The 16,576-nt window shown below is 60.8% G+C and carries 15 protein-coding genes; 5 read left to right on the forward strand and 10 right to left on the reverse strand.

From position 1 onward, the window contains the following. Nucleotides 1–211: 211 nt before the first annotated feature. Entirely contained in the window at nucleotides 212–421 is a 210-nt protein-coding gene (locus RHP75_RS11280; RefSeq protein WP_311088270.1) for a DUF6316 family protein, read from the forward strand. 75 nt (nucleotides 422–496) lie between these two features. Here the strand turns inward: RHP75_RS11280 and RHP75_RS11285 are convergent, their stop codons facing one another. The 3 genes from RHP75_RS11285 to RHP75_RS11295 all read right to left on the reverse strand — a co-directional run bounded on the left by RHP75_RS11285 (nucleotide 497) and on the right by RHP75_RS11295 (nucleotide 3,666). Then, nucleotides 497–1,681: a thiolase family protein gene (locus RHP75_RS11285; protein ID WP_311088271.1), complete on the reverse strand. Its 1,185-nt coding sequence runs from the start codon at nucleotides 1,679–1,681 to the stop codon at nucleotides 497–499. Nucleotides 1,682–1,794: 113 nt separating this feature from the next. Further along, on the reverse strand, nucleotides 1,795–3,282 hold the full coding sequence (pap, locus tag RHP75_RS11290; RefSeq protein WP_311088272.1) for a polyphosphate:AMP phosphotransferase: 1,488 nt from the start codon (nucleotides 3,280–3,282) through the stop codon (nucleotides 1,795–1,797). A 75-nt stretch (nucleotides 3,283–3,357) separates the two neighbouring features. Continuing rightward, on the reverse strand, nucleotides 3,358–3,666 hold the full coding sequence (locus tag RHP75_RS11295) for a class I SAM-dependent methyltransferase (protein WP_311088273.1): 309 nt from the start codon (nucleotides 3,664–3,666) through the stop codon (nucleotides 3,358–3,360). A 544-nt stretch (nucleotides 3,667–4,210) separates the two neighbouring features. On the opposite strand from RHP75_RS11295, the gene RHP75_RS11300 reads away from it, so the two are divergent. Both RHP75_RS11300 and RHP75_RS11305 read left to right on the forward strand, forming a co-directional pair. After that, nucleotides 4,211–5,155: a triacylglycerol lipase gene (locus RHP75_RS11300; RefSeq protein ID WP_311088274.1), complete on the forward strand. Its 945-nt coding sequence runs from the start codon at nucleotides 4,211–4,213 to the stop codon at nucleotides 5,153–5,155. Nucleotides 5,156–5,236: 81 nt separating this feature from the next. After that, nucleotides 5,237–6,259 carry a lipase secretion chaperone gene (locus RHP75_RS11305; protein WP_311088275.1) on the forward strand — a complete coding sequence of 341 codons (1,023 nt, stop codon included), beginning with the start codon at nucleotides 5,237–5,239 and terminating at the stop codon, nucleotides 6,257–6,259. 51 nt (nucleotides 6,260–6,310) lie between these two features. Here RHP75_RS11305 and RHP75_RS11310 read toward each other — a convergent pair whose 3' ends face one another. Further along, nucleotides 6,311–6,745, reverse strand: a complete 435-nt coding sequence (locus RHP75_RS11310) for a DoxX family protein (protein WP_311088276.1) — start codon at nucleotides 6,743–6,745, stop codon at nucleotides 6,311–6,313. A gap of 126 nt (nucleotides 6,746–6,871) precedes the next feature. Beyond that, nucleotides 6,872–8,257, reverse strand: a complete 1,386-nt coding sequence (locus tag RHP75_RS11315) for a transglycosylase SLT domain-containing protein (RefSeq protein WP_311088277.1) — start codon at nucleotides 8,255–8,257, stop codon at nucleotides 6,872–6,874. Nucleotides 8,258–8,493: 236 nt separating this feature from the next. Between RHP75_RS11315 and RHP75_RS11320 the strand changes: the two genes are divergently transcribed. Together RHP75_RS11320 and RHP75_RS21295 are read left to right on the forward strand one after the other, a co-directional pair. Continuing rightward, nucleotides 8,494–9,312: a TatD family hydrolase gene (locus RHP75_RS11320; RefSeq protein WP_311088278.1), complete on the forward strand. Its 819-nt coding sequence runs from the start codon at nucleotides 8,494–8,496 to the stop codon at nucleotides 9,310–9,312. An 877-nt stretch (nucleotides 9,313–10,189) separates the two neighbouring features. After that, the gene (locus RHP75_RS21295; RefSeq protein WP_409079736.1) at nucleotides 10,190–10,894 is read left to right on the forward strand and encodes a methyl-accepting chemotaxis protein; all 705 of its coding nucleotides are present in this window, start codon (nucleotides 10,190–10,192) and stop codon (nucleotides 10,892–10,894) included. Between the two features lie 16 nt (nucleotides 10,895–10,910). Here RHP75_RS21295 and RHP75_RS11330 read toward each other — a convergent pair whose 3' ends face one another. The 5 genes from RHP75_RS11330 to RHP75_RS11350 form a co-directional block, all read right to left on the reverse strand. Next, nucleotides 10,911–11,708, reverse strand: coding sequence for a thioesterase family protein (locus tag RHP75_RS11330; RefSeq protein ID WP_311088280.1), 798 nt, complete (start codon nucleotides 11,706–11,708; stop codon nucleotides 10,911–10,913). 105 nt (nucleotides 11,709–11,813) lie between these two features. Beyond that, nucleotides 11,814–12,587: a CHAD domain-containing protein gene (locus RHP75_RS11335; protein WP_311088281.1), complete on the reverse strand. Its 774-nt coding sequence runs from the start codon at nucleotides 12,585–12,587 to the stop codon at nucleotides 11,814–11,816. 74 nt (nucleotides 12,588–12,661) lie between these two features. Beyond that, a complete protein-coding gene (locus RHP75_RS11340; protein ID WP_311088282.1) occupies nucleotides 12,662–14,656 on the reverse strand; it encodes a DUF3488 and transglutaminase-like domain-containing protein in 1,995 nt (664 codons plus the stop codon). Beyond that, nucleotides 14,653–15,609, reverse strand: a complete 957-nt coding sequence (locus RHP75_RS11345; RefSeq protein ID WP_311088283.1) for a DUF58 domain-containing protein — start codon at nucleotides 15,607–15,609, stop codon at nucleotides 14,653–14,655. Before RHP75_RS11345 ends, RHP75_RS11340 begins: the two co-directional genes overlap by 4 nt. Further along, on the reverse strand, nucleotides 15,606–16,523 hold the full coding sequence (locus tag RHP75_RS11350; protein ID WP_311088284.1) for an AAA family ATPase: 918 nt from the start codon (nucleotides 16,521–16,523) through the stop codon (nucleotides 15,606–15,608). Before RHP75_RS11350 ends, RHP75_RS11345 begins: the two co-directional genes overlap by 4 nt. Between the last annotated feature and the right edge of the window lie 53 nt (nucleotides 16,524–16,576).

The raw sequence follows: 16,576 nt of genomic DNA on the forward strand, positions 1-16,576 counted from the left end.
AGACCGGCACAGCCACAGCCACGAGCGGCTATTAACAGCAACTGTACTGATAGCCGCACAACATCAAGCCGACATTTTGGCGTCAATAAATATAAAAAACGGGGAAAACATGCCGAATTTCGGCAAAAACGACCATTTATCGCTATTTAATGCAGCCAGAAAAACGCCGTTTAGACTGACTTCAGCAGCTCATTTTGCGGGAGGTTCATCTATGTTCGGCCAACGCCATATCGACCATAACCCCGGCACCCACTACCGCAGCGAACGCGTTAGCGCGGTCAACGGCCAGTTTTTCTTCTCCACCCGCGAGGGCACCCTGGAAGGCCCCTACTTCAACCGAGCGGATGCCGAACGCGAGATCGCTTTTTATATCCGCCGGATGATCCAGGCCAACGAGATTATCGAGAGCCGCGCGTTTTAAAAAACCAAACACCAGCCAATAAAAAACCGCGAATAGTCGCGGTTTTTTATTGGCTGACGCTTATGGCGCCGCTGATCAGCGCACGGCTTCAAACAACCCGGTCGCGCCCATGCCGCCGCCCACACACATGGTGACGATGCCGTAACGCAGCTTGCGCCGCTGAAGCTCACGCACCAGATGGCCGACCTGACGCGAACCCGTCATGCCGAACGGATGGCCAATGGAGATCGAGCCGCCGTTGACGTTGTACTTGGCGTTGTCGATTTCCAGACGGTCGCGGGCATACAGGCACTGCGAAGCAAACGCCTCGTTAAGCTCCCACAGGTCGATGTCGGCAATGCTCAGGCCCTTGGCCTTGAGCAGCTTGGGCACCGAGAACACCGGGCCAATGCCCATCTCGTCCGGCTCACAACCGGCGGCAACAAAGCCACGGAAGAACGCCAGTGGCTTGAGACCCAGCTCGATGGCTTTTTCCAGGCTCATCACCAGGGTCATCGACGCGCCATCGGAGAGCTGAGAGGCGTTGCCAGCGGTGACCGAACCGTCGTCGGCAAACACCGGCTTGAGCGCGGCCAGGCTTTCCAGCGTAGTGTCGGCACGGTTGCAGTCGTCGTGAGCAACGATGCCGTCGACGATGCTCTTCTCGCCGGTGGCTTTGTCTTCAACCTGGTACTTGACGTGCATCGGTACGATTTCATCGTCGAATAGGCCTTCGGCCTGCGCCCGCGCCGTGCGTTGCTGGCTCTGCAGAGCGTAAGCGTCCTGGGCTTCGCGGCTGACGTTGTAACGGCGGGCGACGATCTCAGCGGTCTGGCCCATCGGGTAATAGATGCCCGGTACCTCTTTTTGCAGCAGCGGGTTGAACAGGTTCTGCGTGTTCATGCTTTTCAGGGTCATGGTGATCGACTCAACGCCGCCCGCCACGATTACATCGCTGCAGCCCGACGCCACCTGGTTGGCTGCAATCGCAATGGCCTGCAGGCCCGAGGAGCAGAAACGGTTGAGGGTCATGCCCGCCACGTTGGTGCCAAGGCCAGACAGCACGGCCACGTTACGGCCAATGTTCATGCCCTGAGCGCCTTCATTGGAGCCAGCACCAACGATGCAGTCATCCACCAGCGCTGGGTCGATACCAGTGCGCGCCAACAATGCATTGACGCAATGAGCAGCCATGTCGTCTGGACGGGTCAGATTGAACTTGCCACGGAAGGACTTGGCCAAACCAGTCCGTACGCTGTCAACGATCGCCACTTCACGCATGTCGCACCTCATTGTTATTCGGTTGAGTTGCCAACAAGAATAAAGCCGGACAATCTCGCTCAGCGATGATCATTCATCAGCCGTATGCGCGACCATCCTCTTGCCCATGTGCCTTAGTCTTTGCTGAACGCCGCTTCGAGCGCTTCATTGATGGTGCGCAGCACCTTGATCCGGGCAAAGCGCTTGTCATTGGCTTCCACCAACGTCCATGGGGCGATTTCCGTGCTGGTGCGGTCGACCATATCGCCTACCGCATCGCGGTACAGCGGCCATTTCTCACGGTTGCGCCAGTCTTCTTCGGTGATCTTGAAGCGTTTAAAGGGGATCTGTTCGCGGGCTTTGAAGCGCTCCAACTGGGTCTGCTGATCAATCGACAGCCAGAACTTCACCAGCACTACGCCGGCTTCGCTGAGCTGCTCCTCGAAATCATTGATCTCGCCATAGGCGCGTAGCCAGTCGCCGGTGCTACAGAAGCCCTCGACCCGTTCCACCAGCACCCGGCCATACCAGGAGCGATCAAATACGGTGAACTTACCGCGCGGTGGAATATGCCGCCAGAAACGCCACAGATAGGGCTGCGCGCGCTCTTCTTCGGTCGGCGCGGCAACTGGAACGATGCGGTACTGGCGGGGATCAAGCGCACCAATCACCCGGCGAATCGCGCCGCCCTTGCCGGCTGCATCATTACCTTCGAACACCGCAATCAGCGAATGGCGGCGCATGCGCTTGTCGCGCATCAGGCTGGACAAGCGCGCCTGCTCAACCACCAGTTGCTCGTTGTAGCTGTCCTTGTCCAGCGCCTGGGTCATGTCCAGGCTGTCGATCAGCCCACGTTCATCCAGGCTGGATGTCAGCGGCGCGGCATGAGGATGAGGCACCGGGCGCGCCTTGGCCTTCAACGCGGCTTGCAAGCCATCGAGCAAGATGCGTCCGACCGTCAGGCTGCGGTAATACTCGTCAACCCCTTCGACCACATACCAGGGCGCGTAATCGCGACTGGTGCGGCGCAGCACGCGCTCGCCAACGCGTACAAATTTGTCGTAGGTTTTTGACTGTTGCCAGTCCAATGGACTGATACGCCAGCTGTGCAGCGGGTCATCCTGCAGCGCCTTGAGCCGCGCCTTCATCTGCTGTTTGGACAGGTGGAACCAGAACTTGAAGATCAGCGTGCCCTCATCGCAGAGCATGCGCTCCAACCCAAGGGTGGTATCGATGGCCTGATCGAGCACAGCATTTTTGATCCGCCCGTGCACCCGTCCCTGCAGCATTTGGCTGTACCAGTTGCCGAAGAAAATGCCGATACGCCCCTTGGGCGGCAGTTGCCGCCAGTAACGCCAGGCCGGCGGGCGCGCAAGCTCTTCATCAGTCTGCTGATCGAAGGTACTGACCTGAATCAGTCGCGCATCCATCCACTCATTGAGCAGCTTGACCGTCTCGCCCTTACCCGCACCTTCGATGCCGTTAATCAGAATAAGTACGGCAAAACGCCCTTGCTGCTGCAGCTCATACTGCGCTTCCAGCAGTGCTTCGCGCAGCGCGGGGGCCTCGGCCTCAAAGGTTTCTTTATCAATGCTGCGGCCGATCTCGGCGGATTCAAACATAGCCCACTCCCTGACAATATCGTTTGAGCCTAGCGGATCGGCGGTGGCTTTGGCCAAAGCTATTGTGGGATTCACTCAGCGCCGGGTAATCAGCCCCTGCTTGGCTACGCGCGTCAACTGCCGCACGGTTTCATCCAGCTGTGCGGCAGTTGGCGCCTGGATCACCGCCATATCGAAATGATTGCTGGCAAAACGCGCCAGGGATTCGCCGTCATGCACAAAGCTGATCAGAAAGGTCCGCGGTCCCGGCCAACGCTTAGGCCAGCCATCGAGATAGCGCAGCAGAGTCGGCTGGTGGCTACCGCCAAGGAGGATTTTCGGATTGTTCAGGGTTAGCCCGGACGTGATCGGGGCCAAGCGAATAAGCGGTTGGGGACAGTGCATCGATATGTCTCCGCCTCATTGAGTCCGCTGGGCAGCGGTGAGAGGCGACACCGAACCAGCGCTTTAGCGGAATTTCAAAGCCTCAGAAGAGTGCTTCTCAGGGCACTGCAATCAGCAGTAAACCCGGCGCCCCGCAAGTAGCTGTTTAAATCGGCGCATGGGTCGGCATCCTAGAGAAGCCCGCGCAGCACTGTCAAGGCGCGCAACTACGCCCCTACCCAGCCACCCCAACCTTTGGTTGGTGACCGCACTCATTCGCCTGAAAATTTGGCCTTTTGCCACCTGCGCGCAGGCCGCAGTTCTGCCATATGGGGCCTAACTCCAGACTGGCGTCGTTTCACCCCGTAACAAACCCGCAGCACTGCACCAAAGCCGGTATGCACATAACTTCGATGCAGCGCCCGTGGCAGAGGGCTACGCGGCTGTTTGCGGCTACTGGCATGGTTTCTGCCAATACCCTTGGGCTGATGTACGCGCCACGGGATGGGCGTTTTGGCTGCATGGATTGCCTTGAACTGCCCGATAAACCCTAGCGAGAGCACCAATGAACAACAATAAAACCCTGCTCGCCCTCTGCCTGGGCGCCGGCTTGCTGGCCTCTGGCAACACTCATGCTTTCTGGTTCGGCTCATCCGGCTACACCCAGACCAAGTACCCGGTTGTACTGGCCCACGGCATGCTCGGTTTCGACAGTATCCTGGGCGTCGACTACTGGTACGGCATTCCTGCGGCGCTGCGGCGCGACGGTGCCAGCGTGTACATCACTGAAGTCAGCCAGTTGAACACCTCGGAAGCCCGCGGCGAAGAACTGCTGGCCCAGGTGGAAGACATTGTCGCCATCAGCGGCAAACCCAAGGTCAATCTGATCGGCCATAGCCATGGCGGGCCGACCATTCGCTATGTTGCTGCTGTCAGCCCCAACCTGATTGCTTCGGCCACCAGCGTCGGTGCACCGCACAAAGGCTCGGCCACGGCCGACTTTATCCGCCAGGTGCCGCCAGGTTCGACCGGGGAAACCCTGCTGGCCGGCATCGTCAATGGCCTCGGCACGCTGATCAACTTTCTCTCCGGCAGTTCCAGCACCAGTCCGCAGAACGCGCTGGGCTCGCTGGAATCGCTCAACAGCGAGGGCGCGGCGCGCTTCAATGCCAAGTTCCCGCAGGGTATTCCTACCACCGCCTGCGGTGAAGGCGCTTACAGCGTCAATGGCGTGCGCTACTACTCCTGGAGCGGCACCAGCCCGGTGACCAATATCATCGACCCGAGCGACCTGCTGCTGGGTGCCACCGCGCTGACGTTCAAGGGCGAAGCCAACGATGGTCTGGTTGGTCGCTGCAGCTCACGCATGGGCAAGGTAATCCGCGATAACTACCGGATGAACCACCTCGATGAGGTCAACCAGACCCTCGGCCTGACCAGCCTGTTCGAGACCGACCCGGTCACGGTCTACCGCCAACATGCCAACCGCCTGAAAAACGACGGCCTGTAACGGCTTCACCAGGGGCTGCCGTGCAGCCTCTGGTGCTGTTGTCCGTTTCGCCGAACTAGCCTGTCCGCCTGAAGAGTGCCTGTGAAAAAATTTCTGCTGCTCTCCCCGCTTTTGTTCGCCGCCTGCCTGGCTCTCGCGCTGTACCTGCAACCCGTGGATATTCCCGCGCAGCTCAGCAGCGATGCACCACGGCCGACTCAACGCACTGATACGCCGCCGGCCACGCCCAACCAGACCGTCTCGCCAAACAAGGTAGAGCCACTAAAAACCCTGCCCGCTTCATTCGGCGGTACCACAGTGGATGGCGTCTTTCGACTGGACGCCAACGGCAACCTGCTGATCAGCGAAGACATTCGGCGCATCTTCGATTATTTCCTTGCCGCAGCCGGCGAAGAACCGCTGCGTACCAGCGTCGAACGGCTGCGCGCCTATATCGCCGCAGAACTGCCGGCCAATGCCCGCGAACAGGCCCTGATCCTGCTCAACCAATACCTCGACTACAAACGCGAACTGGTGCTGCTCGAACGCGACCTGCCGCAGATGGCCAATCTAGATGCCCTGCGCCAGCGCGAAGCCGCCGTGCAGGCACTGCGCGCGCGGATTTTCGACCGTGAAACGCAGCAGGCATTCTTCGCCCGCGAAGAGGCCTACAACCAGTTCACCCTGCAACGTCTGGCGATTCTGCAGAACAGCCAGCTGGACGATGCCGGCAAAGCCGCCGCCGTTGACCAACTGCGCAACAGTCTGCCTGCCGAGATGCAGGACACCGTGCTGCCGCAACTGCAGAACGAGCTGCGCCAGCAAACCGCGCGACTGCAGGCGGCAGGCGCCAAACCGGAACAGATCCGCCAGCTGCGTCAGCAACTGGTCGGCGCCGAAGCCACCCAGCGCCTCGAAGTGCTCGATCAGCAGCGGCAAACCTGGAAAAAACGCATTGCCCAGTACAGCACTGAAAAAGCCGCCATCGAAAACAACCCAGGCGTGAGCGCCAGCGACAAACGCGCCGCCATTGCCCAGCTGGCCGCAGAGAACTTCAATGAGCGCGAACAACTGCGCCTGGAAGCAGCTGAACAGCTGGCGACGCAGAACAAACCCCAGCCCTGAAACGTAAAAAGCCCACCGATGTGGGCTTTTTACTGGCTGCTGCCGTATCGATTAACCAGCGATGCGCTTGTCCAGCGATAGCTTGCCAGCACCTTCAATCAGGATCGCTACGCTGATCGCCAAGAGTGCCAGGGCAAACTCATAACCGTTGTTACTCATAAAGAAGCCGTTAGCCAGGTGCACAGTGGCAATCGCCACCACCATGGTCACTGCCAGAGCCGCTGCAGCGGGGCGCGCCAGCAAACCGATAATCAAGGCAATGCCACCGAAGAACTCGGCGCTACCGGCCAGCAGAGCCAACAAGTAGCCCGGCGCCAGACCGATGCTTTCCATCCACTGGCCTACGCCTTCCAGGCCGTAACCGCCAAACCAGCCAAACAGCTTCTGCGCACCGTGAGCGGCAAAGGTGATGCCGGCGATGATGCGCAGCACGGTAAGGCCATAGCCAGCTTGAGTTGCAACAACAGATTTGATCAGAGCGTTCATGTGCAGCAGTCCTTGTAGTGGGGAGTTGATGGAATGAAGATTAAACCAATTAACCAATATTTAAAGCGCATAAAATCGCTTTAAAATATCGAATAAATTAATAAGTCAACACTCTCAACCTGCGCGCTAGGGCTCCAGCAGATAGCGCTCGCGGTCATAAGCAAGGTAGTACTTATTCACGCTATTCACATAGCTGACCACGCCCATACCCATCTGCTCCATCGCCACCCGTTCAACCTGAAAGAACCACTGGTTGGGGTTCAAGCCACGCCGACGCGCTTCTGCCCGCAAGCTCTGCACCCGCTGCGGGCCCATGTTGTAGCCGGCCAGGATAAAGGCCATGCGTTCACGCTCGTTGAGCTGCGGGCTGTTGAAGTAGTTGCGGCGAATCATCGCCAGGTACTTGGCGCCGGCTTGCACATTGTTATCCAGCACGCTGATATTGCTCACACCAACGCTGCGCGCCGCCGCCGGGGTGATCTGCATCAGCCCGGTCGCGCCACCGGCCCCACGCGCAGCGGGGTTAAGGGTGGACTCCTTGAAGGCCACAGCAGCCAGTGCCAGCCAATCGAAATCATGCTGGGTCGCATAGCGTTGTAGCACCGGGCGGACTTTTTCCAGGCGCTGACGTTCGGTGCGACCCAGTGGGTAATGCACCTTGTACAGACGCCGATAGACGCGTTGGAACGCAGCATCCTGATCCGCCGGGTCACGATAGCCCTTGAGGAAGCGGTCGATGCTCGCGCCGAGCATGGGGGTGTCGCGACGCACATACCAGCGCATATCACCGTCGCTGGCCAATTGCAGGTGACGGTCCAGGCGTAGCTTGGGCATCACCTTGGCCCAACGCTCGGCAATCGGCTGCTCGACCGCCGTGACGCTAAAGATGCCGGCCTGAACCATTTCCAGCACATCCTCGACCGCCAGGCTCGGGTCAACCCACTCGACGATGATCGGCGAACGCTTGCTGTCGATCAGCCGCTGATTGAGCGCCCGCACCGCCTCGCCCGCCACACTGCCCGCAGGCAAGGCCAGGCTACGTCCGGAAAGTTGCTCGAGGTTCTGGTAACTGCGATTGCCTTGTTTGGCGACGATGATCAGCGGCACGTTATTGCGGATAGCCGCGCTGGCGCTGAGCTTGCTGCCGCGCGGCATATTGAGCAGTTCACCGGGAGCGACCAGGTCACCCTCGCCGCGCTGCAAGGCGGCCAGCAGCTGATCCTTGGCACGCGGAATGATCTTCAGTTTGAGCGTGCGGCCATCGCGCGAGTTGCGATTGAGGTATTGCTCGAAAGCGCGCATGCGCTGGTACTCGACGCCAATGCTCTGGCCTTTGACTTCCCCCGAACTGTTGCGGCTCTGGTTGACCAGCACGCGCAACTCACCACTGCTGCGAATACTCGCCAGGTCGCGGGCGGCCTTTGGCTGTTCAACTTCCAGCGGGCCAGCCACGCGCGCCGCCGCTGTCAAGGACAGCAGCAATAGGCAGCAGGTGAGCAGCACTCGCAACATCAAGGCTCCAGGGGCAGAATCAGCCGACAGGTCAACGCAGCAGCGCGTCTGAACTGGCTGCGCAGAAGGCAACTGCCCCCTCGCGTGGGGCGCGGAGGTTCGCACAGCCTGCCTCCGGACGCCAGCCAACAATCATACGCAACATCATGTATAGGCTTTAAGTAGCTGTATTTATTGACTTTTAATCTATTAAAAAAGCTCTGTTATGCTGCCCAATCAATTCAGCAGGTAGCACCATGCAACTCATCGACATCGGCGTCAATCTGACTCACCCAAGCTTTACCGAACAACGCGAAGCACTCCTCGCTCGCGCTTACGCGGCGGGCATTGAGCAAATGCTGCTGACCGGCACCAGCCTGACGGAAAGCCAGCACGCCCTGGAACTGTGCCGGCAATTGGATGACAGCGCAGAACATTTGTTCAGTACCGCCGGTATTCACCCCCACGATGCCAGCAGCTGGAACAGCGACAGCCATGCCCAGCTCAAGGCCTTGCTGGCCGATACCAGGGTGCGCGCGGTGGGCGAATGCGGGCTGGACTTCAATCGCGATTTTTCACCACGGCCACAACAGGAGCAGGTGCTAGAGCAGCAGCTGGCCCTGGCGGTAGAACTGCAACTGCCGGTGTTTCTACATGAACGCGATGCCGACGAGCGGCTGCTGGCCATCCTGCGGCATTTCCGCGACCAGTTGCCGGCGGCCGTGGTGCACTGCTTTACCGGGGAGAAGCGTACGTTATTCAACTACCTGGACATGGACCTGCACATCGGCATCACCGGCTGGATCTGCGACGAGCGCCGCGGCAGCCATCTGCACCCACTGGTCAAGGAAATACCCCGTGGCCGCCTGATGCTGGAAAGTGATGCCCCCTTCCTGCTGCCGCGCAGCCTGCGGCCGAAACCGAAGAACGGCCGTAACGAGCCCGCCTTTCTGGTTGAAGTGTTGCGTGAAGTGGCGCTGCATCGTGGTGAAACCGAGCAGGTGGTGGCGATCCATACCAGCGCAGCAGCGCAGGCTTTCTTCAGACTGCCCGCGCTCAAGGGTGTCGCCAGCTAATCGTCCAGTAGCGCGGTGCCGGCTGGCTTGTTGATAAGGATCAATAGATCCACCGTGAGGCTGAGCGACACTACTGGCACTTTGCCAAGCCTTCACCTCACACAGAGACACCTGCATGGGCCATTGGATCAGCGACCTTTCCCTGAAGTACAAATTCTGGGCCGTAAATGCCGTGGCCTTCTTTACCACGCTGCTATTGGTGCTCTACGCACTGCATCTGGAGCAACAGGTGCATCACGCCGCCGCCAAGCAGGCCGCGCAGCAGCAAGCCCGACTGTTGAGCCAATGGCCACAGGAGCAGTCCCTGCCAAGCGCGAGCAACCTGTTGAGCTTTGCCACGGGCCAGGCTCCGCGCCTGCCGGACAATCAGGGCAGCGCCCTGGCCAACGCACTCGGCTGGGTCGATTTAAATGGCAGCGCGGGGCTGATCGGCGCCGAAGTCATCGTCCGCGAAGACGGTCAGCGCCTGGCCATCACCGCCTCGGCGCCAAGCCTGCCCGAGGTGTTTTTCGACCGTGCCCCTAGTTACGCCCTGGTCGTCGCGCTATTGATGCTGCTGTTGCTGGCGGCCTCGCAGTTGCTGATTCGCTTTCTGCTCAGCCACCTCAACACCCTCAAGGATGTGATGCTGCAGGTGGAAAAAAGCGGTGACCTCCGCGCCCGCGTACCGCTCGACAGCAAGGATGAAGTGGGCCAGATGGCCAGCGCCTTTAATGCCATGCAGGCCGGTTACCAGCGCGTAGTTGGCATCGTCGCCCAGTCAGCGGCGCAACTGGATGAAGGTGCCGAGCATCTGGCCGGCAATATGCGTGATGTACGCCAGGGCATGCTCGAACAACAGAGCGAAACCGAACAGGCGGCCACGGCGATCAATGAGATGTCCGCCACCGTGCACCATATTGCCGAGCATACGGCCGACACCCGCGACCAGTCACAAAACGCCGAGCACCTGGCGCGCAGCGGTCAACAGGCGGTCAACCGGGTGAGCCTGTCGATTTCCGGGCTGTCCAGCGGCGTGCAGCAGACCGCACAGATGATCGAGCAGCTGGCGATCGACAGCCAGAAGATCGGTGGCGTAGTCAGTGAAATTCACGGCATAGCCGAGCAGACCAACCTGCTCGCTCTGAACGCAGCCATCGAAGCTGCTCGCGCAGGGGAAATGGGCCGTGGCTTTGCCGTGGTCGCCGATGAAGTGCGCAACCTGGCAAAACGCGTGCAGGACTCCACCGACGTGATCACCCAGATGATCAACACCCTGCAAAGCGGCACCCGCGATGCGGTGGACTTTATGCAGGACAGCTCGATCAAGGCCGATGAATGCGTCAAACAGGCTGGTGAGGCCGGTCAGGCGCTGGTCGCCATCACCGAGTCCGTGGCGCACATGCGCGAAAGCAATACGCAGATCGCCGTCGCAGCGGAGCAGCAGAGCCAGGTGGCCGAAGAGATGAACCGCGCGGTGATCCGCATTCGTGACGTGACTGAACAGACCGTCGGCCAGACCGGTCAATCGGCCGTTACCAGTGCCGACCTGGCCAACCTGGCTGGCGAGCTGAACAAGGCGATTCGCCAGCTCAAGTTGTAGAGCTGGCGCAACAGGCTTAACCGAACACAGCGACTGTCTGTCGGCTGATCGCCAGCAACTCACCAGCTGGCGACCAAAGTGCCGCCGCGACATGGCCATAGCCATCGCGGGCGTGCTCGATCTGCGCACGGTACAGGCACCAATCCAGTGTGCTCAATTCGCTCATTGGCTGGACAAACTCGATCGTCCAGGTCAGTGAGCTGCCCGGCGCTGGCGCGCTCAAGTGCGGCAATACCGCAGGTGGCCAGGCGTCGACCAGGGCCAGCAGATGGGCCTCATTGGCCTGCTCGGCGCTGCCTTGATCACGCAGGCGCACCCAGCCACCCATGTCGCGTGACGGATTATTGGTAAATGGCATGCCACCAAACGCCCAGCGCATGGCCAGGTAACGGGTAAATTCAGGGGTGACGTTGGGGATATATGGCAGTTCCGGGCAATCTTCCACCGCCTTGGCTTGCGGCGCGGGATCGGCCTGCACGGCGATGCGCGACTCGCGCCCGGCACCGAAGCTGCCCTGTACCAGGGTCACCACCTGGCCATCCTGTATCGCTCGCCCCAGCACCTGACTGACAGCCTTGCCTTCGCGCAGCACTTCCACTTCAAAGCGCACTGGCACATCAGGCGCGGCTGGACCGACAAAGGTAATCGCCAGTGAACGCGGCGGTCGCCCGCTCGGCACCCGAGCGCGCATGGCCTCATAGACCAGCGCCGCCACCAGGCCACCAAAGCTGGCACGGCCCTGCCCCCACTGCGCGGGAATCAGCACCGCCTGAGGGTTGTCACGCACCGCCTGGAGTAATTCAGAAAAGCCCATAACCACCTCGCACACTGAAGATGCCGGTGATCTTAGGGCAAAGACGAGCACAGATGACACGACATTTCGGCCAAACAGCCGAAGGTATAACGACTTTCCGCCAACTCAGCTGCTGGTGCGAGCAAAACCTGCAGTCAATCCCTGCAAGGCCAGATCGGCCTGCTGCTCGGCACTCAGCATTGCCTCACGCCAAGCCGGCACAGAGGGCAACAGATCCACTTCCGCTTCGGCGCGCAGCAGCCACTGCCAGTGGTCGTGCCAATCGCCCAGCGCTGACTGCGCCTGTTTAAGCTGCATGCGCATACGCCCGGACAAATCGGCCAACTGTGGATAGGCCTCGGCGGCATAACGCAGACGCTTGACCAGCAAGCGCAGGCGATGACGGTCATGGCCGGGGTCAAGCAATGCCTGCGCCAGGCGCTTGCGATCCTTGCGCAAACGTTGTCTGATCAGTTTATCCAGGCCACGCAGTTGCCCGTAGCTGGCAGCCTGGCGCCACTGCTGCGGCCAGTCATCCAATGCATTGAGCAGATGAGCCAACGGGGCGCTGTCCAACAGCTGCAGGTAGCCCTGCTGTAACAGAGGCAAGCGGGACTGTACGGCGCTATCGAGCCCTTGCTGTTGCAGATAGCCCTGCAGCACTTCAAGGTCGCGCAGCGGGCCGGTCAAGCGGCCCAGTTCGGCCGCACGTTGCTGCAAGGCCTCACAGACGGCGACCGAAGATAAAGGCCGCAGCAGGCTGCGCAACTGGCGCAAGGCAATACGCAGATCGTGCAGGGCCTCATCATCGGTGGTCACCCGCAGCCGTTCACGACAGGCAAATAAACGCATCTGAATGCGCAGTACGTGCCGTGGCACTTCATCAATCAAGCCTTGCATCGCCTCACTCCTGTGACATCGCACCCCAGCTTATGCGCTTATTGATTAGCCACAAGTGGCCAATGGTCGCGGTACTAAGGCTCTAGACGAGTAAGCCGCCAAGGCAGCGCGCGCCTGAGGGCCCTCAGGTGCAGGCGCAACTGCACAGTAGAAGGTTCTTGCCCGGCATAACGCTGCGCCTCGAAGGCCGCCGCAAAATCGCTAATTGCTTGCGCCTGAGCGGGCATTTGCTTGGCTGCCCGCATGGCATAGTCACGCGGCCCTTCGCCAGATCTACGTGGCACGCCATGGCGCGCGAGCAGCCCTTCAAAGCGGCGAAACAGCCGCTGTTGCACATCACGTTCACGCTGCCAGGGTTTGAACAGCCAGAGTGATAGCAAACCAAGCAGCAACGCCCCACCACCGACTAAACCGATCACCAGCGACTGGGCATCCACCCGCCCCAGCCAACGCTGAAGAAACTCCAGCTGCTGCTGGCTCTGGTAGCCCAACACCCAGCGCTGCCAGCCGTAATTGATATTGTCCCAGGCCAGCCGCAACTCATTCAGCCAACTGAGGTTGCGGTAGCGCAACGGCGAGAAAGGCGAATCCTCAAGGAAGCTCTGCTCACCTGCAAGGGCCTCTTCCAGGCCCATTTCAACCCTCTCGGGTGCCACCTGGAAAGTCGGATCGACACTGACCCAACCCCGCCCCTCCTGCCAGTACTCAACCCAGGCATGGGCATCAAACTGGCGCACCTGCACATAGTTGCCCGCCGGATTGAACTCGCCGCCCTGATAACCGGCCACCACCCGCGCCGGAATGCCCGCAGCGCGCAGCACATAGGTCATGGCTCCGGCGTAATGCGCACAGAAGCCGCTGCGGGATTCAAACAGGAAATCATCAATATTGTTCACACCTAACGTTGGTGGAGTCAGGGTGTAAGCAAAGGGCTCGCGGTTGAAATGGCTAAGCAGTGCCTGCACCAACAGTTCGGGCTGCGGATGCTCGCGCTTAAGCTGCTCTGCCCAGGCGCGGGTGCGCGGCTCGCCTTGCTCCGGCAACTGCAAGGCGCGGCGCAAGGTTTCCCGAGGCGGTTGCGGCTCGCGTAGCGCCTGCGGCCAGGAGGTGGCCTGATAGATCAGCGAGCGGTCCACTGGCTGCCGCCGCTGCAGACGGAAATCACTCATCTGCCGGGTCTGTTCCAACGTGGTCTCCGCCACATCCAGAGCAAACAGCCAGCGCTGTGAACTCGGTTGCATCACGATGCTGTAACTCAGCGCCTCGCCGCGTTTCTGCCACTGCGCACCGGGGCCAAACTCGGCGTAATCGGATTGCGACCAGCGCCGCCCATCAAAACGATCCAGGGTTAGTGCACGCCAGTACAACTCACTGCGCGGCGGCGTTTCGCCGTTGAAACTGGAGCGAAACGCCAGAGCGGCGGAGCGGCTCAGGTCGGCGATATCCGCCGGCGCCATGCTGTCCGACAAGCCGGTGGTGGCCTTGTCATTTGGCACGGGTAACGACCACAGCGGGCCCATGCGCGGGAAAAAGACAAACAGCAGCAACATCACCGGCAACGCCTGCAACAGCAGCCCGCCAGCCAGCCGTGCGGTCGGCCAGGGTTGCGCGGCCAAGCTGCTCTGCTGCAGGCCAATCAAGGCTGCAAGCAAGGCGGTTACCGGGAGCAGGCTGTAGAAGGCCATCAGCATGCTGTCATCGAACAGGTAGGCGGTGACCACCACAAAGAAGCCGAGAAAGATCAGCACCAGCGCATCACGCCGCGTGCGCATCTCCAGCAGTTTCAGGACAAAGGCAGCGACCAGCAGCACCACTCCGGCATCCAGGCCAATCAGGCTGCCACGGGAGAGAAACACGCCAAGCGCTGCGGCCAGCATCAGACTGCCCTTTGCCCAGGCATTCGGGTAGCGCGCGCGCATACGGAAAATCTGAATACGCCAAGCTGCACTGCCCAACCACAGGCCGATAATCCACAGCGGTAAATGCGTCAGATGAGGGATGATCACCAGTACCTGAGCCACTAGCAGCCAGGTCAGGCTGATGCGCGGAATCGCGGTAACCGGACTCATGGCGCACGCCCGAACAACGCCAGGGCGCGCAGGCAGGCATCACGGTGCAGCTCGCCACTGTCGGCGCCCAGCACCTGGCCCGGCAGGCTCAGTACAAACGGCTGCTGCCGCTCGGACAGCTGCAATACCCAATGGCAGAGCAGCGACAAGCGAGTTTCGACATCACCGGCCAAAGCGTCAAAATCCAGATACAGGTCACGTCCGGTGATTGAGGCAAAATCCTTGACCAGCAGGCCCTGACCACGGGAATAGGCTTTCCAGTGCAAACGGCGCTTGGAGTCGCCCGGCTGATAGGTCTTCAGCCCCTGGTAATCGTCTACGCCCTGACCGTGGGGCCGACTGCCCTCTTCGTCCTGATCCTCACTGGCACCAGCGGACAACGGCAGATCACCCGGCAATGGCCGTGGGTAGACAAGCACCTGCTGATCCAGATCGACCCAACTCCAGGCCACCAGAATTCCCAGGGGGAAACGGCTTTCAACCCGCAGGCGACCGGGGCGCAGCCAGCCGCGCAGCAGCGCTGGCAGGTTTAGCTGGCATTCACTCACACCCTGTTGCGGCACATCCAGGGTCTGCAAATCAGCCGGAGGCCAGCCCAGACTGACGGCCTGATGGGGGCGCTGACTGCTTTCCAGGCGTACGCGAAAGCCGGCAGGTTCACCGACAAATACCGCCGGCGCACTGCCGGCCTTGAGGATCAGCCCGGCCAGGTTGCGATAAGTGTGCAAAATGGCCACGACAAACACCGAGGCCAGCAGAAAGGTCAGGCCATAGGCCAGGCTGTTCTGGTAGTTGATCGCCGCCAACAACATCAACAGCAGCGCCAGCATAAAAGCCGCGCCGACTCGGCTGGGGATGATAAAGATCCGCCGCTGATTCAGGCGTACGCTGGCAGCCGCCGGAATGCGACGCGCCAGCCAGCGGTTCCAGCGCGGTCGGAGCTGGGCAATCAAAGCGCCGGCACCTCACGCAACAACCACTGCACCAGACTGCCGGCACCATGCCCAGCGGGGTCGGCGCGCTCGCGCAGGCGGTGACCGACCACCGACGGCAGCACGGCCTGCACGTCCTCGGGAATCACGTAATCACGCCCGGCAAGAAAAGCCCAGGCCCGCGCCGCCGCCAGCAACGCCAGGCTGGCCCGTGGTGACAGGCCCCAGGCGAACTGCGGCTGGGTGCGCGTGGCATCGACCAGGCGCAGTACATAGTCGATCAATGCATCGCTGGCGCGCACCTTGGGGATTTCCGCCTGCACCAGCGCCAGTTCGGCATGATCCAGCAGTGCTGGCAGAGTGGGCAGCACGGAGCGCCGCGAGTCGCCCAGCAGCAGGGCCTTTTCCGCCGCCTTGCCGGGATAGCCGAGCGACAGACGCATCAGAAAACGATCCAATTGCGACTCGGGCAAGGCGAACGTGCCGCCCTGACTGACCGGATTCTGCGTGGCAATTACAAAGAAGGGTTCAGGCAGCGGCCGGGTCGCGCCTTCGATGGTGACCTGGCCCTCCTCCATGGCTTCAAGCAGCGCACTCTGGCTTTTCGGCGTGGCGCGGTTGATCTCATCGGCGAGCACCAGCTCGGCGAAAATGGGCCCCGGATGGAAGATAAATTGCCCGGTGTCCTTGTCGAACACCGAGGTACCGAGGATGTCACCCGGCAAAAGGTCAGAGGTGAACTGGATGCGCTGGAAACTCAGGCCCAGCACCTTAGCCAGGGCATGGCTGAGGGTGGTTTTACCCATGCCGGGCAAATCCTCGATCAGCAGGTGGCCGCGCGCCAGCAGGCAGGTCATGGCCAGGCGAACCTGCGCCTCCTTGCCCAGTACCACCTGATTGATCGATTCCAGGCAGGTATCTAATTTCGTGCGCATCGCTCACTCCTTATGCAAGTGAACCGATGCTACTGGGCTGCACGGGGTCGGCA

The sequence above is a fragment of the Pseudomonas sp. SG20056 genome (genome assembly GCF_031764535.1).
Classification (GTDB): domain Bacteria; phylum Pseudomonadota; class Gammaproteobacteria; order Pseudomonadales; family Pseudomonadaceae; genus Aquipseudomonas.